The sequence below is a fragment of the Propionibacterium acidifaciens genome (genome assembly GCF_003798325.1).
GTDB lineage: Bacteria > Actinomycetota > Actinomycetes > Propionibacteriales > Propionibacteriaceae > Propionibacterium > Propionibacterium acidifaciens.
In genome coordinates, this window is the sequence record NZ_CP033719.1 from 713,636 (window position 1) to 737,631 (window position 23,996).

General features: G+C 66.5%; 20 protein-coding genes. 9 read left to right on the forward strand and 11 right to left on the reverse strand.

Translation table 11 applies throughout. The annotated features are described in order from the left end of the window. The first annotated feature begins 154 nt into the window (after window positions 1-154). The 5 genes from EGX94_RS03075 to glnA all read left to right on the forward strand — a co-directional run bounded on the left by EGX94_RS03075 (window position 155) and on the right by glnA (window position 7,275). Window positions 155-2,371: an alpha-galactosidase gene (locus EGX94_RS03075; RefSeq protein WP_021796717.1), complete on the forward strand. Its 2,217-nt coding sequence runs from the start codon at window positions 155-157 to the stop codon at window positions 2,369-2,371. Then, complete coding sequence (locus tag EGX94_RS03080; protein WP_021796711.1) at window positions 2,368-3,273, forward strand: carbohydrate ABC transporter permease; 906 nt, start codon at window positions 2,368-2,370, stop codon at window positions 3,271-3,273. Before EGX94_RS03075 ends, EGX94_RS03080 begins: the two co-directional genes overlap by 4 nt. A 12-nt stretch (window positions 3,274-3,285) precedes the next feature. Next, window positions 3,286-4,230 (forward strand): carbohydrate ABC transporter permease, encoded by a 945-nt coding sequence (locus EGX94_RS03085; protein WP_021796714.1) that lies wholly within the window; start codon window positions 3,286-3,288, stop codon window positions 4,228-4,230. A 9-nt stretch (window positions 4,231-4,239) separates the two neighbouring features. Continuing rightward, entirely contained in the window at window positions 4,240-5,655 is a 1,416-nt protein-coding gene (locus EGX94_RS03090; RefSeq protein ID WP_021796718.1) for an ABC transporter substrate-binding protein, read from the forward strand. 198 nt (window positions 5,656-5,853) lie between these two features. Beyond that, window positions 5,854-7,275, forward strand: coding sequence for a type I glutamate--ammonia ligase (gene glnA, locus EGX94_RS03095; RefSeq protein ID WP_021796716.1), 1,422 nt, complete (start codon window positions 5,854-5,856; stop codon window positions 7,273-7,275). A 188-nt stretch (window positions 7,276-7,463) separates the two neighbouring features. Here the strand turns inward: glnA and EGX94_RS03100 are convergent, their stop codons facing one another. After that, on the reverse strand, window positions 7,464-7,862 hold the full coding sequence (locus EGX94_RS03100) for a helix-turn-helix domain-containing protein (protein ID WP_043120491.1): 399 nt from the start codon (window positions 7,860-7,862) through the stop codon (window positions 7,464-7,466). Window positions 7,863-8,016: 154 nt separating this feature from the next. Here EGX94_RS03100 and EGX94_RS03105 point away from each other — a divergent pair, with 154 nt between their 5' ends. After that, the gene (locus tag EGX94_RS03105) at window positions 8,017-8,544 is read left to right on the forward strand and encodes a hypothetical protein (protein ID WP_021796720.1); all 528 of its coding nucleotides are present in this window, start codon (window positions 8,017-8,019) and stop codon (window positions 8,542-8,544) included. A 4-nt stretch (window positions 8,545-8,548) separates the two neighbouring features. Then, a complete protein-coding gene (locus EGX94_RS03110) occupies window positions 8,549-9,100 on the forward strand; it encodes a TetR/AcrR family transcriptional regulator C-terminal domain-containing protein (RefSeq protein WP_021796721.1) in 552 nt (183 codons plus the stop codon). An 81-nt stretch (window positions 9,101-9,181) separates the two neighbouring features. On the opposite strand, the gene EGX94_RS03115 is transcribed toward EGX94_RS03110, so the two are convergent. From EGX94_RS03115 to EGX94_RS13300, 9 genes are all read right to left on the reverse strand, one after another. Beyond that, window positions 9,182-10,057 (reverse strand): decaprenylphospho-beta-D-erythro-pentofuranosid-2-ulose 2-reductase, encoded by an 876-nt coding sequence (locus EGX94_RS03115; protein WP_226906044.1) that lies wholly within the window; start codon window positions 10,055-10,057, stop codon window positions 9,182-9,184. Beyond that, the gene (locus tag EGX94_RS03120; protein WP_123825883.1) at window positions 10,054-13,020 is read right to left on the reverse strand and encodes a bifunctional [glutamine synthetase] adenylyltransferase/[glutamine synthetase]-adenylyl-L-tyrosine phosphorylase; all 2,967 of its coding nucleotides are present in this window, start codon (window positions 13,018-13,020) and stop codon (window positions 10,054-10,056) included. Before EGX94_RS03120 ends, EGX94_RS03115 begins: the two co-directional genes overlap by 4 nt. Window positions 13,021-13,461: 441 nt before the next feature. Continuing rightward, a complete protein-coding gene (locus EGX94_RS03125; protein WP_021798593.1) occupies window positions 13,462-14,859 on the reverse strand; it encodes an MFS transporter in 1,398 nt (465 codons plus the stop codon). A gap of 323 nt (window positions 14,860-15,182) precedes the next feature. Beyond that, window positions 15,183-16,139, reverse strand: a complete 957-nt coding sequence (locus EGX94_RS03130; RefSeq protein WP_021798598.1) for a triphosphoribosyl-dephospho-CoA synthase — start codon at window positions 16,137-16,139, stop codon at window positions 15,183-15,185. A gap of 14 nt (window positions 16,140-16,153) precedes the next feature. Then, window positions 16,154-17,572 (reverse strand): L-threonylcarbamoyladenylate synthase, encoded by a 1,419-nt coding sequence (locus EGX94_RS03135; RefSeq protein ID WP_192962684.1) that lies wholly within the window; start codon window positions 17,570-17,572, stop codon window positions 16,154-16,156. A gap of 4 nt (window positions 17,573-17,576) precedes the next feature. Then, window positions 17,577-18,053, reverse strand: a complete 477-nt coding sequence (locus EGX94_RS14265) for a citrate lyase holo-[acyl-carrier protein] synthase (RefSeq protein ID WP_081707481.1) — start codon at window positions 18,051-18,053, stop codon at window positions 17,577-17,579. 439 nt (window positions 18,054-18,492) lie between these two features. Continuing rightward, on the reverse strand, window positions 18,493-19,185 hold the full coding sequence (locus tag EGX94_RS03145) for an HpcH/HpaI aldolase/citrate lyase family protein (RefSeq protein ID WP_081660591.1): 693 nt from the start codon (window positions 19,183-19,185) through the stop codon (window positions 18,493-18,495). Beyond that, complete coding sequence (locus EGX94_RS14270; protein WP_404825116.1) at window positions 19,178-19,537, reverse strand: hypothetical protein; 360 nt, start codon at window positions 19,535-19,537, stop codon at window positions 19,178-19,180. Before EGX94_RS14270 ends, EGX94_RS03145 begins: the two co-directional genes overlap by 8 nt. Next, on the reverse strand, window positions 19,450-20,634 hold the full coding sequence (locus tag EGX94_RS13300; protein WP_021798596.1) for a tRNA ligase class II core domain protein: 1,185 nt from the start codon (window positions 20,632-20,634) through the stop codon (window positions 19,450-19,452). The genes EGX94_RS14270 and EGX94_RS13300 overlap by 88 nt, the downstream gene beginning before the upstream one ends. Before the next feature lie 48 nt (window positions 20,635-20,682). Here EGX94_RS13300 and EGX94_RS03155 point away from each other — a divergent pair, with 48 nt between their 5' ends. Further along, window positions 20,683-22,011, forward strand: coding sequence for an aminotransferase class I/II-fold pyridoxal phosphate-dependent enzyme (locus EGX94_RS03155; protein WP_021798591.1), 1,329 nt, complete (start codon window positions 20,683-20,685; stop codon window positions 22,009-22,011). A gap of 101 nt (window positions 22,012-22,112) precedes the next feature. Further along, a complete protein-coding gene (locus EGX94_RS03160; RefSeq protein ID WP_123825887.1) occupies window positions 22,113-22,847 on the forward strand; it encodes a sterol carrier family protein in 735 nt (244 codons plus the stop codon). Between the two features lie 36 nt (window positions 22,848-22,883). On the opposite strand, the gene EGX94_RS03165 is transcribed toward EGX94_RS03160, so the two are convergent. Next, entirely contained in the window at window positions 22,884-23,981 is a 1,098-nt protein-coding gene (locus EGX94_RS03165) for a threonine synthase (RefSeq protein ID WP_021798904.1), read from the reverse strand. Window positions 23,982-23,996: the final 15 nt, after the last annotated feature.

Sequence of the window (23,996 nt, forward strand, 5' to 3'; positions counted from 1 at the left end):
CTCCGCACAGTGAACCGGCGGGGTGAACCGCCACGTGGTGAGACGCGCACCCACCATCGGCCCACCGGTTATCATGGTGCCCACGCGGCTCCCGCCGCCGGGCACCGCGCTCCGCACCCCTCACAAGGGGTCCTGAGACGAGGACATCGTTGTCATGACCGTGCATCTGCGCCGAGCCGGCACCTCGCTGGTCCTGGACCTGCCGACGGACCGCTTCCCCGTCGTCCGCCACTGGGGCACGGACCTGGGGCCGTTCGACGGCGCGGCGTTCACCGACCTCGCGACGGCGCAGGCGACGTCGACCGGCGACAACAGCACCTGGATCACCAACGACCTGCCCGTCCTGCCGCTGCCCCACCTGGGCTGGGCGGGGCGCCCCGCGCTGCTCCTCCACCGCCAGGACGGCTCGGCCTTCTCCGCCCACGTGACCGGGATCGCCCATGCGGTGGCCGCCGAGGCCGGCGCCGACGTCGTGCGCTCGGTCGGCGCCGACCCCGTCCATGCCATCGGCGTGGCCACCGAACTGCGCCTCGAGGCCTGCGGGCTCGTCCGCGTCCGCGTCACCGTCACGAACCGGGCGACCGACGGGCGGGGCCCCCAGGGCTCGCCCCTCGTCGTGGGCGAGGTCACCCCCGTCCTGCCGGTCCCCGCCGATGCGTCCGAGCTGCTCGACATGGCCGGGCACCACGGCCGGGAGCGTCGTCTCGTGCGCACGCCCTTCACCGCCGGCACCAGGCTGCGCGAGAGCTGGGAGGGCCGCCCGGGCCACGACGCCGCCACCTGGCTGGCCGCCGGACGCACCGGTTTCGGCTGGCGCTCCGGCACCGTCCACGGCGTGCACCCGGCCTGGTCCGGGAACACCCGCTCGGTCGCCCTCAACACCTCCCAGGGCCTGCGCCTGCTCGGGGCGGGCGAGCTGCTCCACCCGGGCGAGGTCGTGCTCGACCCGGGCGAGTCCTACACGTGCCCCTGGGCGGTCTTCTCCTGGGGGGAGGGCCTGGACGAGCTCGCCGGCCGCGCCCACGCCTGGCTGCGCTCCCTGCCCTCGCACCCCGCCCGGCCCCGCCCCGTGCTGCTCAACACCTGGGAGGCCGTCTACTTCGACCACGACCTGGGCACCCTCACGGCCCTGGCCGACGAGGCCGCCGCCCTCGGGGTCGAGCGCTTCGTCGTCGACGACGGCTGGTTCGGTTCCCGCCGCGACGACCGCTCCGGCCTGGGCGACTGGTGGGTCTCCCCCGACGCCTGGCCGCAGGGGCTGGAGCCGCTGGCCGAGCACGTGCGGGGCCTCGGCATGGAGTTCGGCCTGTGGTTCGAGCCCGAGATGGTCAACGCCGACTCCGACCTCGCCCGGGCCCACCCCGACTGGATCCTCTCCGACGGCGCGGGCGGCGCCCCCGAGCACCGCAACCAGCGGGTCCTCGACCTCACCGCCCCCGGCGCCTGGGACCACCTCCGCGACACGATGAGCGGGCTCGTCGAGCGACTGGGCATCGCCTACATCAAGTGGGACCACAACTCGCCCCTGCTCACCGCCGGGCACCAGGCGGCCGGCACCCGCTGCGGCGCCCCCGCCGTCCACGACCAGACCCTCGCCTACTACCGGCTCCTGGACGCCCTGCACGGGCGCTTCCCCGGGCTGGAGATCGAGTCGTGCGCCGGTGGGGGCGGGCGCATCGACCTCGGCGTCACGGAGCGGGTCCAGCGCGTGTGGGCCAGCGACTGCAACGACGCCCACGACCGCCACGACATCAACCGCGGCACGATGCTGCTGCTGCCGCCCGAGCTCGTCGGCACCCACGTGGGGAACCGCCGGGACCACACGACCCGCCGCGAACTGGACATCTCCTTCCGGGCCGGCACGGCCCTGTGGGGCCACATGGGCGTGGAGTTCGACCTGCTGTCGGCCCCCGAGCCCGAGCGGCGCGCCCTCGCCTCCTTCATCGCCCTGCACAAGCGGCTCCGCCCCCTGCTGCACTCCGGCGTCCTCGTCCACGCCGACCTCGACGAGGACGAGCCCCTGCGCATCCAGGGCGTCGTCGCGGCCGACGGCTCCGACGCCCTCTACGAGATCGCGGCCCTCGGCCAGCCGCTCTCGTGGCCCGCCGCGCCCCGCCCGCTGCCGGGCCTCGACCCGGCGCGCACCTATCACGTGCGGCTCGAGACGCCGCTCGGCGAGGAGCTGCGCTACGGGGCCCCCTGGACCCGCCCCGAGGGCGTCGTCCTGCCCGGCGCCTATCTGTCGGTGACGGGCCTGTCCCTGCCCTCCATCCACCCGGACCACCTTCTGCTCGTGCGCGCGACCGCCCTCGGCCCGGACCGCGCGCCGGCGATCCGAGCACACTCCACGGCGAACGGAGGATCCTCATGAGCGCCCTCACCGGGGCGGTTCCGAGACCCGGCAGGAGGACGAAGGACGACCGCGTGCTCGGCATCGCCTTCATCATCCCCGCCGGCATCGGGCTCGTCGCCTTCTACCTGTGGCCGCTGGTCCGCGGCATCTGGTTGTCCCTCACCGAGTACAACCTGCTCACGCCCGAGCAGTTCACCGGTCTCGCGAACTACGAGCGCATGCTCGGCGACTCGATCTTCTGGAACGCGGTCAAGGTCACGCTCGAGTACGTCGTCATCAACATCGGCCTCCAGACGCTCCTCGCGCTGCTCATCGCCGTGCTCATGCAGCGCCTCACCCAGTCGACCCTCGTCCGCTCGGTCGTCCTCACGCCCTACCTCGTCTCGAACGTCGTCGTGGCCATGCTCTGGCTGTGGATCCTCGACAACACCCTCGGCATCTCCAACCAGATCATCGAGGCCATCACCGGCGAGAGCGTCAACTTCTTCTCCTCGGCGCTCGCGATCCCGACCATCGCGCTCATCAACGTGTGGCGCCACATGGGCTACACGGCCCTGCTCATCTTCGCCGGCCTGCAGTCCATCCCGAACTCGGTCTACGAGGCCGGCAAGGTGGACGGCGCCAGCGAGTGGACGATGTTCTGGCGGATCACGATGCCGCTGCTGCGCCCCATCCTCGCGCTCGTCCTCATCATGACGATGATCGGCTCCTTCCAGGTCTTCGACACGGTCTCCGTGACGACCCAGGGCGGCCCGGTCAACGCCACCCGCGTGCTCCAGTACTACATCTACGACATGGCCTTCGGGCGCTTCCAGTTCGGCTACGCCTCGGCGATGGCCGTCGGACTGCTCATCGTGCTGGCCGCCATCACGATCCTCCAGTACCGGATGACGCGCGCCGGCGAGACGGACCTGGCCTGAGGAGGAACGACCATGAGCACCATCTCCACCACCGGCCCGGCCTCTGAGGCCGCCACCGCACCGGCCGCCGAGCCGGCCGGCGGGCGCCGTTCCGTCGGGCACGCCCTCGCCTGGATCGTGATGATCCTCATCATGATCATCACGATCCTGCCCTTCTACTGGGTGCTGCGCACCGCGCTGTCCTCGAACGCCGGGCTGACCAGCGGCCCGACCTCGATCCTGCCGGTCGATGCCAATCTGCGCGGCTTCGAGCGCGTCTTCGGCATGCAGTCCACCGAGGAGGCGATCGCCGACGGCGGTTCCGGCGCCTCGATGAACTTCTGGATCTACCTGCGCAACTCCTTCGTCGTCGCGACGCTCGTGACGGCGGGCCAGGTCTTCTTCTCCTCAATGGCCGCCTACTCCTTCGCCCGACTGCGCTGGCGGGGCCGGGACGTCGTCTTCGGCGTCTTCCTCGCGGCCCTCATGGTGCCGTCGATCTTCACGCTGCTGCCGAACTTCGTGCTGATCAGGCAGCTCCACCTCATCGACAGCCTGCTGGGCATGGCCCTGCCGACGATGTTCATGACGCCCTTCGCGGTGTTCTTCCTGCGGCAGTTCTTCATGAACATCCCGTACGAGCTGGAGGAGGCCGCCCTCCTGGACGGCGCCTCGAAGATCCGCGTGTTCTTCCAACTCGTCCTGCCGATGGCCAAGGCCCCGATCACGACGCTCGCGATCCTCACCTACATCACGGCGTGGAACGACTACTTCTGGCCCCTGCTGGTCTCCTACTCGGACTCCTCACGGGTGCTCACGGTGGCCGTCGCGGTCTTCAAGTCCCAGGCGCCCTCCAGCGGCACCGACTGGGCCGGTCTCATGGCCGCCACCCTCGTGGCGGCCCTGCCGATGCTCCTGCTCTTCATGGCCTCGGCCAAGCGCATCGTCAACTCCATCGGTTTCACCGGGATCAAGTGAGGCACCACGATGAACGAGAGAATCCCCCGCACCGGCAGGCCCTCCTCGCCCATGATCACGCGCCGCACCGCGCTCGCCTCCCTCGCGGCGGGCACCGCCGCCCTGGGTCTGGGCGCCTGCTCCTCCGACGGCACCGGCTCACAGGGCGGCAGCACGGTCGAGTACTGGCTGTGGGACTCGCTCCAGAAGCCCGCCTACGAGGCCTGCGCCGAACGCTTCAAGGAGAAGACCGGCATCACGGTCAACATCACCCAGACCGGCTGGGACGACTACTGGACCAAGCTGACCGCCGCCTTCATCGCCGGCACCGGGCCGGACGCCTTCATCGACCACGTCTCGAAGTTCGCCCAGTTCGTCGACCTCGACGTGCTCGTGCCCCTGGACGAGCAGGAGGCCTGGGCGGGCGTCGACGAGTCGTCCTTCCAGGCGGGCCTCATCGACCTGTGGAAGGGCGAGGACGGCCACCAGTACGGCTGCCCCAAGGACTGGGACACCGAGGCGGTCTTCTACAACCGGAGCATGCTCGCCGATGCCGGCTACACCGAGGAGGACGTCGCGCACTGGGACTGGAACCCCGACGACGGCGGCAGCTTCGAGGCGATGATCGCCCACCTCACCGTCGACCGCAACGGGGTGCGCGGCGACGAGGAGGGCTTCGACAAGGACCACGTCGCCGTCTACGGCCTCGGCACCAAGGACGCCGGGGACGGCGACGGGCAGACGTCCTGGAGCCCCTTCACCGGCTCGGTGGGCGACTGGTCGTACATGGACAGGCCGACCTGGGGCACCCGTTACCGGTACGACGACGCCGACCGGTTCCAGCGGACCATCGACTGGTACTTCGGGCTGGTGGACAAGGGCTGTCTGAACAGTTACGGCACCTTCTCCGACGTGACGGGGCAGGACATCCAGCTCGGCTCGGGCGCCGTGGCCATGGTCGTCCACGGCGCCTGGATGTTCAACACCTTCGCGAAGCTGGACATCGACGTCGGCATCGCCGCCACCCCGGTGGGCCCGTCGGGGCGCAACGCGTCGATGCTCAACGGCGTCGGCGACTCGGTCGTCAAGCAGTCGCCGAGGATCGCCGAGGCCTGCCGGTGGGTGGCCTTCCTCGGCACGGCCGAGGCGCAGGACATCGTCGCCTCGTACGGCGTCGTCTTCCCGGCGATCGCCTCGTCGACCGAGAAGGCCATCGAGGTCTTCGAGCGGACGGGCCTGCCCGTGGATTCCTTCACCCAGCACGTCGAGAACGGCACCGGCTTCTACTTCCCGCTGTCCTACTTCGGCGCCGACATCCTGGCCATCATGAGCCCGGCGATGGAGGCCGTCTGGTCGGAGCGCCTCCCCGCGTCCTCCCTCGACGAGGCCAACGAGCAGATCAACCTGCTGTTCGAGACCTCCTCGCGCGGCAGAGGGGGATCCTGAGGACGGGCCGGCCGGGCGCGGGCCGCGATGAACATCCGGCGGGCCCGCCGGGCGCGGTCCGATCCCTGCCGCGCGGTCCGGCCCCGTAACCTCGCTGAAACCCGCGTGCAACACCGGGGGCCCCGCACCTAGTAGCGTGATGCCCGTCACCGTACGAGCAGGGCACCGGGCCCCGCTCGACTCTCCCGGGGGGAAAACATGTTCAAAGGCGCCGATGACCTGCTGAAGTTCATCGAGGACGAGCACGTCGAGTTCATCGACGTGCGCTTCTGCGATCTGCCAGGTGTCATGCAGCACTTCGTCGTCCCGTCCAGCGGCTTCGGCCCCGAGGTCTTCACCGAGGGCCTCGCCTTCGACGGCTCCTCCGTCGAGGGCTTCGCCACGATCAACGAGTCCGACATGGCGCTCATGCCCGACCCGTCCAGCGCCTGGCTCGACCCCTTCCGCGAGCACAAGACCCTCATCATCGACTTCTTCGTGCACAACCCGATCACGAAGGAGCCCTACAGCCGGGACCCCCGCAACATCGCCCGCAAGGCCCAGGCCTACCTCGGCACCACCGGCATCGGCGACACCGCCTACTTCGCCCCCGAGGCGGAGTTCTACGTCTTCGACGACGTGCGCTACGAGACCAACGGCCACAGGTCCTTCTACTCGGTCGACGCCGAGGCGGCGGCCTGGAACACCGGCCGCACCGAGGACCGCGGCAACCAGGGCTACAAGGTGCGGGTCAAGGGAGGCTACTTCCCCGTCGCCCCCACCGACCACTACGGGGACCTGCGCGACGAGATGGTGAAGCGCTGCCTGGCCGCCGGCCTCGACATCGAGCGCGCCCACCACGAGGTCGGCTCCGCCGGCCAGGCCGAGATCAACTGGCGCTTCGACGAGCTGCTCACCAGCGCCGACAACACGATGAAGTTCAAGTACATCGTGAAGAACACCGCCTACCTGCACGGCAAGACCGCCACCTTCATGCCCAAGCCGGTCTTCGGCGACAACGGCTCGGGCATGCACTGCCACCAGTCCATCTGGAACAGGGGCGAGCCGCTGTTCTTCGACGAGAACGGCTACGCGCAGCTGTCCGACATGGCCCGCCACTACATCGGCGGCCTGCTCAGGCACGCCCCCAGCCTGCTGGCCTTCACCAACCCGACCGTCAACAGCTACCACCGTCTCGTGCCGGGCTTCGAGGCGCCGGTCAACCTGGTCTACTCGAACGGCAACCGCTCGGCCTGCATCCGCATCCCGATCACCGGCCCGAACCCGAAGGCCAAGCGCATCGAGTTCCGCTGCCCCGACCCGAGCTCCAACCCGTACCTCGCCTTCGCGGCCCAGCTCATGGCCGGCATCGACGGCATCCAGAACCGGATCGAGCCGCCGGCCCCGATCGACAAGGACCTCTACGAGCTGCCCCCCGAGGAGTACGACGAGGTCGACCAGGTGCCCGGTTCGCTGTCCGAGGTGCTCGACGCCCTCGAGAAGGACAACGACTACCTGCTCGCCGGTGACGTCTTCACCCTCGACCTCATCGACACCTGGATCGCGATGAAGCGCGCGGAGATCGCCGAGCTGCAGCAGCGCCCGCACCCCTACGAGTTCGACCTGTACTACCAGATCTGAGCCGTCCGGGCCGAGTCCGGGGCCCGCCCCCTGCCACCGGGGGCGGGCCCCGGCGCGTCGGGCCTCATGCGGCTCGTCGGACGGGCCCGCCGCGCATGATCACGGCGTTCCGCATGGAGGACCCCACCAGCAAGAACGACGCCGCCCCCGATCGGGTCCTCTCGAGCCCACCGGACACCCCGCGGATGTCAGATCTCGTCGCCCTCCACCGCGAAGGCGGCGCTCTGGCGTTCACGGCGCCTGCGCAGTTCGGCGAAGACGTCCTGGGTCCTCAGACGATGGTGCGTACCGACCTCATGGGCGGGAATCCGCCCCTCGTGGATCATCTTCATCAGGGTGGGGCGCGAGATGCCGAGGATCTTGGCCGCGGTGGACGTCGTGAGCTCCTCGGGAAGAGGAGTCACGCTGAGGGTGCCTCCTCTGGCCGTCGCGTCGAGCACCCGGAGAAGAAGTTCCACGATCCGCGGCGGCAGGTTCCCCGCATGAAGCGCGGGGTTCGGACGGCGCAGCTCCTCGGCCACGGCCCCTGCATCCCGGGCATCCTCGGCCGTCGTCAGGACGTGTTCATCGTCGATCATCATGGCCATGGATCCTCCTCGCCTCATCGCATCCCGTGATGCCGTGGCAGGACCGCCGCGGAACCGTCCGGCAGGAGCACCTGCCACGATATGAACTTTCACTTGTATCCGCGAGTCCGTGCTCGTCCCTCGTCCTGTCCGGAACGGCTGCCATACTTGCCCCATGGGCTCTTGGAGGGATCCGCTCGTCATCGTCGGCGCGGCACTGGCCGTGCTGGGGCTCGCCGGATGCGCGGATTCGCCGGAGCCAGGGCCTTCGGCCAGCGCCTCGTCGAGCCCGTCGACCCCGGCCGCGAGCACGTCGGACAGCCCCACCCCCCTGGCCGCCGACGACCTCGCCCTGCCCGCGCAGTTCGACGGCTGGAGCGCCCAGGAGTCCCCCACGCCGGCGCCGACGACCATCGACAACACCCCGGCGGTCATGCAGACCGGCGTCTACTCCGACGGCACCGGCACGCGCCTGGTGACGCTCATCGCGACCCGCGACAAGGGCTACCTGGAGTCGCTGCGCAAGAAGACCAGCGACACGACCGAGGTCGGCGCCTCCGTCTGCGGTGCACCGCAGGACGTGCCGCAGGCCGTCACCTGCACCCGCGAGCTGACCGGTGGCCTCATCCAGGTCACCGCGACGGGGCCTGCCGCCGAGGAGCTCGGCGCCTTCACCAACGGGCTCTACGACTCCCTGGGCTGACCTCATGGCTCTCAACGACACGGATGTCACCGACGCGGCCCTGGCGATCCTCGACGAGTACGGCCTGGCCGATCTCACGATGCGGCGCCTGGCCGACTCTCTCGGGGTGAGGGCCGGCGCCCTCTACTGGCACGTGAGCAACAAGCAGACCCTGCTGGCCGGGCTCGTCACCGTGATCCTCGACGGCCTGGAGGAGCCCGCAGGGCCGTGGCGGGCCGGGCTGGCCGGGTGGGCCGATGCGCTGCGCTCGAGGCTTCTGGCCCACCGGGACTCGGCCGACCTCGTCGCCACGATGCGTGCCATCGGCATGGCCGCGACCGATCTCGCCGACGGCCCGGCCGCCTGCCTCACCGGGGCGGGGCTCGAGCCGGAGCGGGCGGGGCTCGGGGCCCGCACGCTCGTCCACTTCGTCATCGGTCACGTCAACGAGGAGCAGCAGCGGGTCCAGCTGGGCCCGCTGGCCGGCGAGGACGCCCCGCCGGTCCCGTCGGGGGCCGAGGACTTCCGCGCCGGTGTGGGGCTGCTCCTGGACGGCATCGCGGCCCAGTTCCCCTGAGCCCCGTCGGCCGCGGGGGCGTCCCGCGCGACGACGCCCTCGTCGGGCACGGGCCCGACGAGGCGGCCGCGGCCCCGTCGGTCACCAGGGCATCCTGCGCGCCAGCGCCTGCGGCATCAGCCTGAAGACCGTCATGACCGGCCCGAAGACGGCCGGCACCCGCACCAGCTCGCGGCCCCGCTCGTCCGCCTCGGCGACGGCCCGCCCGACGCGACGCGGGTCGACGGCCAGCGGCATGCTGCGGCCGGCCGTCATGGCGCTGCGCACGAAGCCGGGCCGTACGACGAGCACGCCGATGCCGTCGGGGCGCAGGGCTTCGCGCAGGCCGGTGAAGAAGCCGTCCATGCCGGCCTTGGAGGCCCCGTAGACGAAGTTGGGGCGCCGCACCCGCTCGGCGGCCACCGAGCTGATCGCGATGATGCGCCCGCGGCGGCCGGTCGCCCGGGCCTGCCCGCGCAGCCGCTGGGCGACGAGCACGCCGATGCTCACGGCGGCCGTGGCGTTGACGGTGAAGACGGTGACGGCGGCCCCGGCGTCCTGCCAGGCCCGCTCCTGGTCGCCGAGCACGCCGAAGGCGAGGACGACGCGGTCGACCGGCCCGGCGAGGGCCTCGGCGACGGCCGCCTCGTGAGCGCCGAGCTCGGCGACGTCGAGGTCGACGATCCGCACCCGGGTCGCGCCGGCCTCGAGCATCGCCCGCCGCGCGGCGGGCACGCGCGGGGCGCCGGGCCGGCAGACGAGGACGACGGGGCGGGGTGCCGCGGCGAGCAGCTCGGCGGCGACGGCCAGGCCGATGTCGCTCGTCCCGCCGAAGACGACGAGGGAGCCGTCGGCGCCGTGGCCCGCCCCGCGGCCGTCGCCGGACGGCGCGGGCTTCCCGCCGGGGGCGTGCGTCATGCCGGGGACGACGCGCCCGCCGACGGGGCGCGGGCGCTGCGGGAATCTCGGGTGTCTCATGAGTCGCGCTCCCAGAAGATGCAGTCGACGACGTTCGAGGCCCTGCGGGAGGTGCGCTCCCAGTCCTCGATGAGCTCGGAGGCGTTGGCCATGTCGCGGTGCAGCTGCACGGCGATGGCGGCCAGGTCGCGCGGGTCGGAGGGCAGCAGGTCGCTGGAGCGGCCGCTCACGAGCATCGTGTGGTCGCGCAGGGCGCTCGCCAGCCGCCACGCCCGGCCGAGGGCCCGGGCGTCGGGCTCGTCCACGAGACCGGCCTCGCGCAGGGCCGTGAGGGCCGTCATCGTCGTGGGCGTGCGCAGCCCGGGCATCCGGCCCGCGTGCTGCATCTGGAGCAGCTGCACGGTCCACTCGACGTCGGACAGCCCGCCCGGGCCGAGCTTGAGGTTGCGGTGCGGGTCGGTGCCGCGACGGATGCGCTCGCGCTCCATGCGGGCCTTGAGCCTGCGGATCTCGGCGACCTGCTCGGGCCTCAGCCCGTCGGCGGGCCAGCGCAGGTGGTCGACGCCCGCCAGCAGGGCCTCGACGAGGCGGCGGTCCCCCGCCCCGTGGTCGGCGCGCACGAGGGCCTGGTGCTCCCAGGTGCTCGACCAGCGCTCGTAGTAGCTCAGGAAGCCCGACAGGGTGCGCACCATGGCGCCGTCCCTGCCCTCGGGGCGCAGGCCGGCGTCGATCTCGAGGGCCGGGCCGCGGCCCGGCGCCTTGAGCAGGGCGCGCAGGCGGGCGACGACCCGGGTGGCGACGGTGATCCCCTCGGGGTCCGTGCCGTCGGGGACGACGAACATGGCGTCGGCGTCCGAGCCGTAGCTGAGCTCCGCGCCGCCCCAGCGGCCCATCGCGACGACGCCGATCGGCGGCACCGGCCCGTCCTGCTCGCGCGCGGCGATGGCCAGGGCCACGTCGATGGTGGCGCCCATGACGGACGACAGGCCCGCGCCGACGTCCTGGGTGCCGATGAGGCCGAGCGCGTCGCCGAGGGCCAGGCGGGTGAGCTCGCGGCAGCGAACGGTGCGCAGCGCCTCGACGGCCCCGTCGGTGTCGTCGTGGCGGCGGGCGGCGGCGCTCATCGTCTCGACCAGGGCCTCGCGGGGCCTGACGGCCAGCTGGGAGGCGTCGGCGAGCATCTGGACCGCGCCGGGAACGTAGCCGATCATCCGGATGACGTAGCGGCTGCTCGACAGGATCGAGGCGAGCAGCTCGGCCATCTGGCCCTCGTCGCGCAGGGCCCTCATGTACCAGCTCGTGCCGCCCATCTCCTCGGAGAGCTGGCGGAAGCTGAGCAGGCCGAGGTCGGGGTTGGGGCCCTCGGCGAACCAGCCGAGCATGGCGGGCATGAGCTGACGCTGGATCTCGGCGGTGCGGCTGGCCCCCGTCGTGAGGGCCCTGATGTGGGACAGCGCCGAGCGCGGGTCGGCGAAGCCGAGGGCCTTGAGGCGGTCCTGGGCGGCCTGCGGCGACATGCGCAGCTCCTCGTCGGACAGGTGCGAGACGGCCTCGAGCAGCGGCGAGTAGAAGATGCGGCGCTGGCGGTGCTCGACGTCGCGTGCGGTGCGCCGCCAGGCCTCCCACAGCTCCTCGCCCTCGTGCATGCCGAGGGAGCGGGCGATGCGGCGCCGGTCGTCGTCGCCGGACGGCATGAGGTGGCTCCGGCGCAGGGAGAACAGCTGAATGCGGTGCTCGACGGTGCGTTCGAAGCGGTAGGCGCGGTCGAGCTCGGAGGCGTCGCCGCGGCCGATGTACCCGTGGGCGGCCAGGGCGTGCAGGGCGGGGAGGGTGCCGCGCAGGCGCAGGCGCTCGTCGACGCGCCCGTGGACGAGCTGGAGGAGCTGGACGCTGAACTCGACGTCGCGCAGGCCGCCGGAGCCGAGCTTGATCTCGGTCCGGGCGTCCTTGGCCGGGATGAGGCCGACGACCCGCCGGCGCATCGCCTGGGCCTCGCTCATGAAGTCGTCGCGCCCGCCGACCTGCCAGACGAGGGGCTCGACGATCCGGCAGAAGCCCTCCGTCAGCTCCGGGTCGCCGGCCATCGGGCGGGCCTTGAGCATGGCCTGGAACTCCCAGTTCCTGGCCCATCGCTCGTAGTAGGCGCGGTGGGCCGAGAGAGTGCGGGTGAGCGGGCCCTTCTTGCCCTCGGGGCGCAGCGCCGCGTCGACCTGCCAGATGGTGCCGCAGGTCGAATGGGCCGAGCAGATGCGCGTGGTGGCGGCGGCGATGAGGTTGCCGATGGCGGTGGCCTCCGCCGTGGTGACCGTCTCGTCGGCGGGCTCGGCGACGAAGAGCACGTCGATGTCGGACAGGTAGTTGAGCTCCTGGGCCCCGCACTTGCCGAGCGCGATGACGCCGAGCCTCGCCCGGGCCTGGTCGACGACCTCGCTGCGGGCGATGGTGAGGGCGCAGACCATGACGGCGTCGGCCAGGTCGGCCAGCTCGGCGGCGACCGAGCCGACGGCCAGCGCCGGGTCGGGGGACGGCAGGTCGCGGCCGGCGATCCGCACCAGGTGGCGCCTGTTGGCCAGGCGCAGCCGGTCGGCGGCGTCCGGGGCGCCGGCGACGGCACGGGCGAGCTCGCCCGGCTCGGCCCCGGTCAGGTCCGGCAGGCCGATGTCGGCCAGCAGGTCGTCGAGGATCTCCCGGGCCGACCAGCGGAGGGGCCCGGCCGCGAGCACCCGGGCGTCCTGCGGGTGGGTCCCCAGGTGGTGGCCGAGCGCCTGGCTGAAGCCGATGACGGCGACGAGGCGGCGGCGCCATCCCTGGTCGGCCATGATCTCGCCGATCAGCTCGGGGGCCTGCTCGAAGAGTTCGGCGAACGCCGCCAGGCCGAGGTCGGGGTCGGCCGCCGTGGACAGCTCGTCGATGAGTCCTGCGGGGTCGACGGGAAGGGAGCCGAGCACCTCCGCGGCATGGGCGACGCCGGTGAACCCGCGCCGCGCCAGGACACCCGTCAGTGTCATCCTGCGTGCTGCCATGGCCCCTCCCGGTCGCCGCGCGCCCGTGCCGCGGTGGTCAGCACCGAGCCTAGTGGAGGGAGGTGCCGGGGCGGGTGGCGACCTCGGACGGAGGCACGGCCCCGGATCACTGGCACGAATCCGTCGTGCCCGCCGTGATGCCAATGGCCTCTCCCGGTTGGACCATCGGCCACCGCTGGATCCGCGCGGCCGTCTGGCCGGTATGTTCTCTCCGCCCATCACCTTGTCGGTGGCCACGGGGACGGTCCAGCGATCGAAGTGCCACCTGCGCGAGACCGCCAAGGACGAATGATCACCGATCGGGGTCGGACGGACCGCCGGAGACACTCGTTCCTCATGCCCAAGAACGGCCCAACGACAGAAAGGAATCTGGTCAGTTCCCGGTGAACGAGTCTCGACGGATCCTGTGGAGATGGCCGGCGAATCAGCAGGATCGTACCGTCATCCCGTTCCTCCGTCGACCGGATCACGACTCCTGGATTGCGATCTGAGCAGCATGGCAGCGAATGCCAGTGCAGCAAGGATCGAAATTTCCTGGAAGAAGAGCGCTTCGACGTAGTCGGAGGGAGTGGCCCCAAGCGTGCCGGCGTTCGATATCATGGATCCAGTGATGGCGACACCGACCGCCCCGAACAGCTGCTGGGCGGTGGTGAGGATCGCCGAGCCCGCCCCCGCGTTCCGCACCGGAAGATGACGCAGCACGACTCCGGTCACGATGGGAAGAATGGAGCCGTTCCCGAATCCGAACACGAACAGCGGTGCGAGAAACGCCCAGCCACGGGCAGCACCGAGGGACACCAGGACCATGACGATTCCGAGTCCCGCAGCACTGGTTGCGGAGCCGGCAACGAGCACCAGAGGAGCACTGATCGCACGCATGATCCCGGGACCGAGCACTGAGGCCACGACGAACCCGATGCCGATCGGGACGAAGAACAACCCGGACTGCCAAGAGGTGAGATGCACGATGGACTGGAAGTAAAGCCCCAGAAGGAAGAAGAAAGGAATTATTCCTATGTACAGGGCAGCGTTCAGGAAAACACCGAGCACGAACCCGGACGACTTGAAGAGCCGGTAGGGTATGAGCGGCACAGATCCTCTCACGGCTGCAGCATGTTCGTGATATATGAACAGCCCGATGAACGTTCCCCCCGCCGCAAGCAGCACGACCCCCGCAGGAAACCGTTCCAGCCGGGTCGGGTCGAGCAGGGGGACGAAGAGCAGCACAACCGAAGCCGCGAAAAGTATCACACCGAGTGTGTCCATCCTCACCGCGGGCGCTCCTTGGTCGTGGACCAGCCAGCGCCCACACCCCAGCCAAGCGAGCAAGCACACCGGAACATTGATCAGGAAAATCGGCCGCCAGCCCAGACCCAGGACATCGAGACTCGGGATCATGCCACCGAAGACCTGTCCCATGACCTGACCGAGACCCAACGAAATCCCGAACCAGGACAGCGCCCGTGTGCGTTCCTCCCCAAGATAATTCACCCTGATCAGGGCCAGGACCTGCGGGACCATGACTGCCCCCGACAGCCCCTGGCCAAGGCGCGCCGCAACCATTTGGGTCGCGGTCCCCGCCAGGCCACAGCACAGAGAGGTCATCGCAAACATCATCAGCCCAGTCCGGTACACTCTGCGTCGGCCGAACCTGTCACCGATCCTGCCTCCCGTGATCAGCCCCAGCCCGTACACGAAGGCATAACCACTGATCACCGCCTCCAACTGCACTGACGATGCGCCAAGATCCCGACCTATCTGATAGGCAGACACGTTTATCACGAACTGATCAAAAATGGACAGGAAGGCACCAACGAGCACAAAAAGAAGTCCTGTCATCTTGCCTCTACTTTCTGACAGAAGAATCCGCTCCCATGGAAAACGCCAAGAAACCACCGATTTTATTTTACGTCATTTCCATTTCAGTCAAAGCTCTGAAAACTTGTCTCCGTCATCGACGGATGGGCTCCACATCCCTTGCGGACACACTCCTGGAAGATTGTTCACAACAACAGTAGACCTGGCTACCACTGGGGACCATGTTTTTCCGCCGAGCCTCCATGAATAGATCCTCGAGCGACACGGAAGCGCACCAATTCTGTGGTGAGCCCCTGAACCTCTTCCCCCCTTGATTATTTCATGATGACAGCCCGAGAAGAGGGTCAGATCCAGAAAGATTGGCCATCGACTTCCTCGCATAGAGAAGAATAATTCTTCTTGCAAGCCACACGGCCATGACTCGACCACAAATGAAGATACAGGCTGACCGCAGTGAGATCAGCCGCTCCCCCCGGACTGATCCGCAATCGAGTAAACTCACCATTTGCACGTCGGATGAGTCGTTTCCCTCGCTTCGTGAAAATACTTCCATTGGCCAAAATGTCATTTGCACGATCCTGCACGAGAGCTAGCCTCTTAGGATCATTGACACGGTTGAGAACCGTCGAATCCTGCACCACGGCCATGAGAGAAATCAACGTATGCGTCAAAGCCGCCCCGATGCGCACACCACGATTCAATGATAGCTCAAGAGCAGGAATTCCATTGTTCAACACACTGGAGAAACCCGAGATTACTTCTCCGCGGATCCCCTGCACACCGAACATCCTCCAAGCTCTCAACCCACCCGATAGATGATCAACGGAGTCACTGTCATCATCGGAGAAGATCATGTCAGAAAGCAGAGCAGGAAACGCCAATTGCCGCGCCACAAGACATACTTGCGAAGGATTGAGGAAAGGCTCACGATCCACAACAATCCGCGCAGCAGCCGCCAAGAGAACTCCGAGAAAAATTCCTCCTTTGTGGGTATTGACTCCACCAGTGACCCTGAACATCACCTGTTCGCCATATTTCCCAATGCTACGTAGTTCTGCGAACAAGCTTGAGCAAGAATTTATAGCCTGCCCCACATCAAGGTTTGCGCACAGCAAAGCCGCATCGCGAAAAGTATCTCGAAGACTGCACGCGCTACGCAGAAGCGTGAAGACATCCATATCCGTGTGGCTGGCCGTTTGTGACGCTGTGACAAGTCCTGGCTTTGACTCTGCAGCGGCTTCCGCGGCAAGCGCATAAACAATATCCTCAGCGAGGAACTCAGCCGACTCATCGGTGGCCATTGATGTTGACAGGCTCATAAGCAGAGCAAACCACCATCAACATGAAGGGCTGTCCCAGTCACGTAACTGCTCAACGGGGATGCGAGAAAACAAACAGCATCGATGATATCAAAAATATCAACTGCTCTCCCCAGCGGTATGCCAGCAAGAACATCATGATTCCCCGCAACGAACAGATCCTCAGTCATCGGCGTACGGATGAGTCCAGGGCAAACGGCATTCACTCGTATACCGCTGGAAGCCAAATGACGAGCCGCCGAACGCGTTAAAGGCAACAGTGCCCCCTTGCTGGTCTCATACGCCACTCCCGTATAAGGGCGACTGATTTTCCCGAACACTGATGAAACATTCACGATCGATGAATGCATCCCCATGTATGGCGCAGCAGCACGAATTCCATAGAAGGCGGCCGATGTATTGACAGCAAAACTGAGCTGCCAATCGTGCCGGTCAACCTCATCAAGCTGCCTTGACTCAAAATACCCTGCGTTATTTATAAGTAGATCCAGTCCCCCCCACTTTTTCAGAACATGTTTCACGGCATCATCCCACTGCACAGGATCCGTCGCATCCAGCACACGGAACTCCACATCGAAGTCTTGAGCAATCAGTTCCTCTGCCACTGATTCTCCGGTTTCGCTCTTGTCCGTGACCAATGTGCGCACGCCTGACTGAGCAAGAACGCGTACAAGCTCAGAACCACGTCCACGCGCAGCCCCAGTGACCAGCGCCGTCATTCCAGCAAGAGTCGGGTGCCAAGTTGCAACGCTCTGCTGCCGACGCTTGAGCCTTGTTTTGTAGTCTTTCGTTCGGTCAACCAGATCCGGAAGGTGTTTCCGCACATCCGTCAGCGCGATCCGACCGGCCCTGACAAGCAGTGGGGTTCGTCCAGTGAGGTCGACAATGGTATTACCAGAATCAGAAACCGCAGGGCCTCCGTCAACCATCAGAGAAACCTTATCCCCTAGCTGATCAGCCGCCTGACGGAACGTGACCAACTGCTCACCCTGACCTGACAGATTCGCTGAAGTACAAACACCCCAGCCGCCGATTTTTTGCAACAATTCTACAAATACTGGATTTCGATGACAGGCAACGGCCACGGTAGGCAATCCCGCCGTGATATAATCAGGAACTTTCGAACGACGCTTGGGAAGAATAAGCGTAAGCCCTCCAGGCCACAGATCTTCCGCCAGAGCTTTTACGCGATCATCCACGAGCGCAACTTGATCCAACAAACCCGGGCCGGACAAGAAGATCGTCAACGGAAAATCTGAGTCCCGTTTCTTGATCTCATATATTCGGGCGGACCCAGCTTCCTGCGCAGGAGAAGCAAGCAACGTGTAGTGCGTATCCGTCGGGGATATCACTACTTCACCGCGCACAAGGGCCTCAGCCGCCAGACTGATGTCCTGCTGACTTGTTCCAACCACACGCCTAGGACTCACTACTGTTCTCTCCTCGCATCTTCCCATTCGGACGCACCCTATGAAGAATCGCTCTTCCAATCAGGGAGATCCATATTTTGACTATTGTTCTCGGACGAGAGTGCCTGCTCTTCACCACGCACTCTTTTGACGGTGACCCACACACATAGCAGGAACGAGGAGGAAGACCAAGAGAATGCCTGGTGACAGGAATGACACCATCATAAACATCCACATCGACCAAGAAACCATACCATAGGTCCTGCTCCAAACGCACTGCCATCCGTTTCGTCTCCAACGGTCCAGGCGAAAACTGCAAGATGTACGTGCCACAGACCCGGTGAACAGCCCCATATTCACCATCGAGTCGACAGCGCATGGCTCTCACAACACGAAGGCAAAAAGAGTCGATGATTGGCGACGGAAGCGCGCCGTGAGGCACTCGCCGGCCAACAACCAGAACACCCGCTCCTGGTTGCCTCCCCATATCGCGAATCTTCCGCGAGACGCAGTCACGTCGTTTCAACTCGTGATCATATGCCCACTTCACCGGTCACCAGTTCTGATTTCATTCGTAACAGCCATCAATAAAACGCCTTCTCGTGGGTGTCATTGCTTGTAGGTCAAGACACCCGCAGCCCCTTGCCCGAGGTATCCATTGACACACCCTGAGTGCTTCTGGGAAACCAAATACTCCACGACCCGCCTGAGAGGAGCCCCGCCACAAATCACCCGAACCGGTGAAGGGCCGACCACGAGGACTCTGTGGAGTTCGATAGGTTCTTCTGGTCCATGACGGTAAAACCATCGCCCCCACCCCACAGAATGTCCTCACTTAGTCTTACCCTCGCACCCTGCATCGCCTCAAGTGGAGAGAATGCCCCCTCTTGGACAGGACACGCATGAAGCCGGTCCTTGCGCAGCGTCTACGAACAGGCGTCGGAAAATGCCTCGCGCGTAACAGGAATCTGCGCAGGGTGGATAACACTCTTCCCATGAAAACCAAGACTCGCGGCTCTCAATGCGTCACCGAACACGAGATCTCGCGAATGATAATCGGAGAATACAGTGTCATATGCGGGCAGTCCACATTCACGGGCAACAGCGACCAACTGACGTTTCGCCTCCCACAAGGACTCAAGGGACTCACTTTTGATGTCAGCCAGATAGTCTCCACCACCAAATGTCAGTGCCTTCACCTGCGGAAAAGTTTCGACAATCCTTGTGATATCACTAAAAATCTCCCTGTTCTCGATCATCAATTCTAGTCGGACAGAACTTTGATCCACGAATTCCTTTGTCCACGAAAAGAATCGCGATACATCCTCAAATCTCCGCGCCCCCGGAAGACGGATCGCACGCAAACCGAGCGGAACAAGTGCACTCAGGTCATCATACAGAGCAGTACCACGAGGTTGATTCACCCGAATTATGAGATTCTCGACGCCTGGATGAGCCCGCAGGAACTCTCTGGCAACATCTCGTGCGCTATCTTTTTCGTCACTTGGCACAGAGTCTTCCAAATCGACAACAACTTCGTCGACAGATACTGTCAGTGCATGCTCAATGTACCCCGGCTTCGTGGCTGAGACATATAAAGAGATGACGTGGTCAGTCATGAGGAGCCCTCTGCTCCCTCCAACGCCTGAAGGCTGTGGCAAGCCGTGCTCTCACAGCCCATTCCGACGCTGCGTTATCAAGAATCTTGATCCGAACATTATCAATGCCCCGCTGAGTCAAAGTCTCGTTGACCAGTTCACGAATCAGTCGCTCGGCCTGGTCACCGAGCGGACTGATGACCCTCACTGAGACGGACGAGCTTGATCGAATCTCGACAAGAACGTCTCCAGACAGCTGGCTTCCTGCATTCACAGCACTCATCGTCAGCGGGCTCCTTCCAGCACAGCGCGCAATCCGTGCGGCCAGCGTGCAGGATTCGTGCCGTGCTGCATGACAGCCGCCCATGCCCATCGCTCCAGTCCGAAAGCCGTACAACCTGTCCATGCGGTTCCACCATCACTCAACATGATGTTCGAAGTCGAACCGAAGAAAGTCCCGCTGATGTTGAACGATGCACAGGCTGAATCTGCATCCCGATAGGGCAGATCAAGGCGAAGCTCAAACTTCGCGTCTGGGTCGAGCTCGCACTCAGGACGCTCACCGCGGAGGAAGAAGGGATCATGGCCAGCTTCGACGACCCCGCTCAAGCCCCACTGTTCGACTAGTCGGAGAACACGTTCCTGTGTCTCGTCTCGACAGTCACGAACGAACTGACGCGAACCCAAGTAAACAATTTCCCGCATTTGAAAGTCCCAGAGACGCTCCAACGTCGACGCATTACGCCCTTCGTACCGATAGCAGGTACCACGCGTGGTCACAAGAGTGTTGCCCTCCAAAGTTTTTTCTTCATTCGCCATGTAAACATGGAAACACGCCGCTGGCGCGAGGACATGCGTACGTTCCTGAAAACCAGAATAATCACGCGGCGGCCGACCACGATGATTCACCGTGTAGTCGCTGAATTTTTCAGCAGCATCCACATCCGTCTGCATCATCGTCGGATACATGATGTTCTGCGGAAAAGCGTCGAAGTAATGACACTTCTCGAAAAACTCGATGGGCAGCAACGTCGAGTATTCACGTTCACAGGCCCCCATACTTGTTCCAAGACGGCGAAACTCATCATCGAATCCTCTTGCGAGTGCCGTCATCAATTCTCCGATCTCCGTGTCCGCGAGGCCGAGTCGTCGTACTAACCCTGCATCCGCCGCACCCGCCGGGTCAGCCCCCCTCACATCTTCACCTGACGACTCGATCCCAACACGTCGTGGCACCGCATCAATGACATTTGTCGACTGAGCGAACCGTGCCAGCGTCATCCTCACCTTTCGATCGATCTCGGATTCCTCATCCTCTGCGAGGCTCCAGACATGCACACGCCGACGCTCGACTGGATCAATGTAGAAGCGAGCGATGTTAGGACTCGCGAAGTAGAGCCAGTAGGCGGCCTCTGAGAGGCAGTCGGCAGCGAGCGGTGCATCCAGCACCACGTCCATCTCGAACACCATGTCCCCCATACTGTGACAGATCAGATAAAATCTGATACAATACAATCCGTGTTCGCCCTTGACAGTACCAGCATCCGTTCCGCTCGACAATTGGTCCATCTCATCGAGGACGCGATCGCCACTGGCCAGTGCCAGCCGGGCGAGCGGCTCCCCGCCGTGCGTGAGCTCGCATCGCTCGCGGACCTGAGCCCTGTGACGGTCTCAGCAGCCATCCGCGACCTGCGCCAGCGCGGTCTCCTCGTCACGGAGGGCCGGCGCGGAACTTTCGTGTCCACGGCCCGGGCCCATCCGCCCAGCCGTCTGACGATCGACCGACCCGCAGAGTCAGTGGACCTGTCCAGCGGCCATCCCGATTACACCCTCCTGCCTGCGCTCCATGACACGCCCGTGTCCCTTCCTGCCCGCCCGGACAGCGCAACTCGGCTGGCCGAACTGGAAGAGCTCTTCAGACAGGGATTCGCCGCTGATGATGTGACCGCCGAGCACATCGTCTTCACCCACGGAGCCATGGAAGCGGTCGGAGGGCTCCTGAGATCGGCCCTCTCCCAAGGCGATGCCGTCGCAGTGGAGGATCCGGGATACCCGCACGCGCATCTCCTCGTGGATCTTCTCGGCATGAGGAAGACCCCCATCGCGCTCGACGATGAGGGGATCTCCCCGGAATCGCTCCGTCAGGCGATCCGAGCAGGCGCGAAGGCCGTCATCATCACCGCACGCTCGCAGAACCCCACAGGGGTCGGGACGACACCGCAGCGCCATGCGGCGCTGCACGCCATCATCTCCGAGCATCCGGACCTGCTGGTCATCGAGGACGACTACCTCGCGTATCTGACCAGTGCACCGCTGAGGACACTGACCGGCATCACGACCCGGTGGGCCTGCATCCGGTCGTTGTCCAAGAGTCACGGTCCGGATCTGAGGTTCGCGGCCCTGTCGGCTGATCCTGTGACCGCCGACCGCTTGGACAGAACGCTGCTCATCACGTCGGGCTGGATTCCTCGGACCATGCAGGAACTCGTCCTCTCCCTCATGACGGGCCAGCACACGCTCCACGCCCTCAGGAATGCCGCACGCACCTATGACAGAAGACGACACATCTTTCTTCAGACGCTCCGCAGACACGGGATCCCGGTCACCGGGACGAACACCACGGGGCTCCATGTGTGGATACCGACCGATGACGAGGCGCGTCTGTGCACGGACCTGCTCGCCAAGCACTGGAGCGTCGCACCAGGCTCACTGTTCAGAATCAACAGCGAACCCGCCATCCGAGTGACCACGACTTGCCTGCTGTCCGATCAGGCGGAGGCTCTCGCCGCAGATCTCGCCGCGATCCGCGCGCACAGCGCCATGGACATCGGCTGCAAGGCCCCATGACCATCCCGCATGGCCGGCGGCGGATGGAGCAGCGGGTAGCCTTAATGCCGTCAGCAGGCCCCGATGGGCACCATCGACACGGGCAGCGGAAGGAGGACACCATGACGGCTCGCTCCGAGACCGCCGCACGGAGGGCGGCCGGCACCTGCGTGGCGCTGCTGCGGGCGCTGCGGGCCGCGGTCTGCGACGACCCGCGTGCCCTCGCCGAGCTGACGCTGGCCGCCGACGAACTGGCGGCGGCCGCCGCCAGCCCCCTGCGGGCCGCCGCGATGCCGCTCGCCGACCACCTCGAGGCCCGGGAGCGCACCCGTGCCGCCCGCGCCGGCCGCGTACGGGGGCTCATGGCCGGCACGGACCCGGATCGTCTCGCCGTCCGCGCCGACGAGGCGATCGACGCCTGCGAGCGGGCCCTGGAAGGAGCCGGGTGCGGCACCGTCGGCACCGAGGAGGGCCCGGTGCGGCTGGTCGACGTCGTCCGGGCGCTCACGATCGAGGCGCGCCTGCTCGCCGACCGCTGCGGCGTCGTCCCGGACCGGGCGGGCGCGGCGCAGGCCCTGCGCGCCTGCTCCCAGGTGCTCGGCGAGCGCTTCGGCGGTCTGAGCATCGAACTGCGGGTGCCCCCGACGACGGCCGTGCAGCTGAGGGCGCCCGGCGGCGGGCCGGTGCATCACCGCGGCACCCCGCCGAACGTCGTCGAGACCGACCCGGACACCTTCTGGGCCCTGTGCACGGGCGCCCTCACGTGGGAGCGGGCGCACGAGGAGCACCTGCTGCGCGTCTCGGGCGTGCACGCCGCCGAGGTCGCACGGATGCTGCCGGTCGTCAGTCCGCGCTGACCCGAGGACGGTCAACGCCTGAGCGCCCGGAGCGGGTCAGTGGTCGGACTTGAGGCCGGCCCCGCACATGGTGGTCAGGCAGTCCGGGGTTGGGCCCCACTGGCGGCAGTACTGCCAGTAGGCGGCCAGGTTCGCGGCCGTCGTGTGCTCGCAGTGGACGCCCCGGGCATCGAGCGCCGCCCGGGCGGGCAGGATCTCGTCCTCGGGGGCGTGGACGAAACGCACGCCGTATCTGCGGGCGCAGGCGAGGATCTGCGCGCCGCGCATCGGCGCCCCGATGGCGATGCCCTCGGCGAGGGTGGGTTCGGGCGTGACCGCCGCAGGCTGCGAGGCCCCGGCCTCGGCCGCGCGCAGCAGCGGATCGCAGCCGGCGGCCTGCACGGCGATGATCTGCGGCATCGCCTCGATGAGCCCGGCGTCCAGCAGCTCCTCCAGGCCCTTCACGAGCCCGAGGAACAGGGTGCCGTTGCCCACCGGCACGAGGATGTTCGCCGGGATGCGCCCCAGCTGCTCCCAGATCTCGTAGGCGAAGGTCTTCGTGCCCTCGTAGAAGACCGGGTTGTAGACGTGGTTGGCGTAGTAGACGCCCTCGGCCGCGACCTTCGCGCGGCAGACGTCGGCGCAGTGGTCGCGGCTGCCGGGCACGACGTTGACGGCGGCGCCGCTGGCCCGGATCAGGTCGATCTTCTTCGGTGAGGTGCCCTGCGGGACGAAGATCTCGCAGCCGATGCCGGCCCGGGCGCAGTAGGCGGCCACGGCGTGCCCGGCGTTGCCGCTGGAGTCCTGGACGACGCGGTCCACCCCGATCGAGACGCAGTGCGCGATGAGCGCGGCCGCCCCTCGGTCCTTGAACGAGCCGGTGGGCATGAGGTAGTCCATCTTCAGCGCGAGGTCGTCGTCGAAGTCGATGATCGGCGTCATGCCCTCGCCCATGGTGACGGACTGCCATGTGGCGTCGTCGTCGAGTTCCATGAAGGCCCGGTAGCGGAACATGCTCCACTCGCGCCGGTCGACCGCGGCGGGGTCGAACGGCGGGTGCTCGTGCTCGAGGTCCCACAAGCCGCCGCAGCGGCAGCGGGGCGCGCGCGTGGCGGACGGTTCATGGGCCCCGCAGCGGGAGCAGACGAACATCATGGCCGACTCCTTCCT

Bases quoted from the DNA above. Each gene is read 5' to 3' on its own strand.
- EGX94_RS03085 (WP_021796714.1), top strand. From the start codon at position 3,286: ATGAGCACCATCTCCACCACCGGCCCGGCCTCTGAGGCCGCCACCGCA.
- EGX94_RS03105 (WP_021796720.1), top strand. From the start codon at position 8,017: ATGGGCTCTTGGAGGGATCCGCTCGTCATCGTCGGCGCGGCACTGGCC.
- EGX94_RS03165 (WP_021798904.1), bottom strand. From the start codon at position 23,981: ATGATGTTCGTCTGCTCCCGCTGCGGGGCCCATGAACCGTCCGCCACG.
- EGX94_RS03115 (WP_226906044.1), bottom strand. From the start codon at position 10,057: ATGAGACACCCGAGATTCCCGCAGCGCCCGCGCCCCGTCGGCGGGCGC.
- EGX94_RS03110 (WP_021796721.1), top strand. From the start codon at position 8,549: ATGGCTCTCAACGACACGGATGTCACCGACGCGGCCCTGGCGATCCTC.
- EGX94_RS03120 (WP_123825883.1), bottom strand. From the start codon at position 13,020: ATGGCAGCACGCAGGATGACACTGACGGGTGTCCTGGCGCGGCGCGGG.
- EGX94_RS03090 (WP_021796718.1), top strand. From the start codon at position 4,240: ATGAACGAGAGAATCCCCCGCACCGGCAGGCCCTCCTCGCCCATGATC.
- EGX94_RS03130 (WP_021798598.1), bottom strand. From the start codon at position 16,139: ATGGCCACCGATGAGTCGGCTGAGTTCCTCGCTGAGGATATTGTTTAT.
- glnA (WP_021796716.1), top strand. From the start codon at position 5,854: ATGTTCAAAGGCGCCGATGACCTGCTGAAGTTCATCGAGGACGAGCAC.
- EGX94_RS03080 (WP_021796711.1), top strand. From the start codon at position 2,368: ATGAGCGCCCTCACCGGGGCGGTTCCGAGACCCGGCAGGAGGACGAAG.
- EGX94_RS03145 (WP_081660591.1), bottom strand. From the start codon at position 19,185: ATGACTGACCACGTCATCTCTTTATATGTCTCAGCCACGAAGCCGGGG.
- EGX94_RS03160 (WP_123825887.1), top strand. From the start codon at position 22,113: ATGACGGCTCGCTCCGAGACCGCCGCACGGAGGGCGGCCGGCACCTGC.
- EGX94_RS14270 (WP_404825116.1), bottom strand. From the start codon at position 19,537: ATGGGCATGGGCGGCTGTCATGCAGCACGGCACGAATCCTGCACGCTG.
- EGX94_RS13300 (WP_021798596.1), bottom strand. From the start codon at position 20,634: ATGGTGTTCGAGATGGACGTGGTGCTGGATGCACCGCTCGCTGCCGAC.
- EGX94_RS03100 (WP_043120491.1), bottom strand. From the start codon at position 7,862: ATGGCCATGATGATCGACGATGAACACGTCCTGACGACGGCCGAGGAT.
- EGX94_RS14265 (WP_081707481.1), bottom strand. From the start codon at position 18,053: ATGGGGAGGCAACCAGGAGCGGGTGTTCTGGTTGTTGGCCGGCGAGTG.
- EGX94_RS03125 (WP_021798593.1), bottom strand. From the start codon at position 14,859: ATGACAGGACTTCTTTTTGTGCTCGTTGGTGCCTTCCTGTCCATTTTT.
- EGX94_RS03075 (WP_021796717.1), top strand. From the start codon at position 155: ATGACCGTGCATCTGCGCCGAGCCGGCACCTCGCTGGTCCTGGACCTG.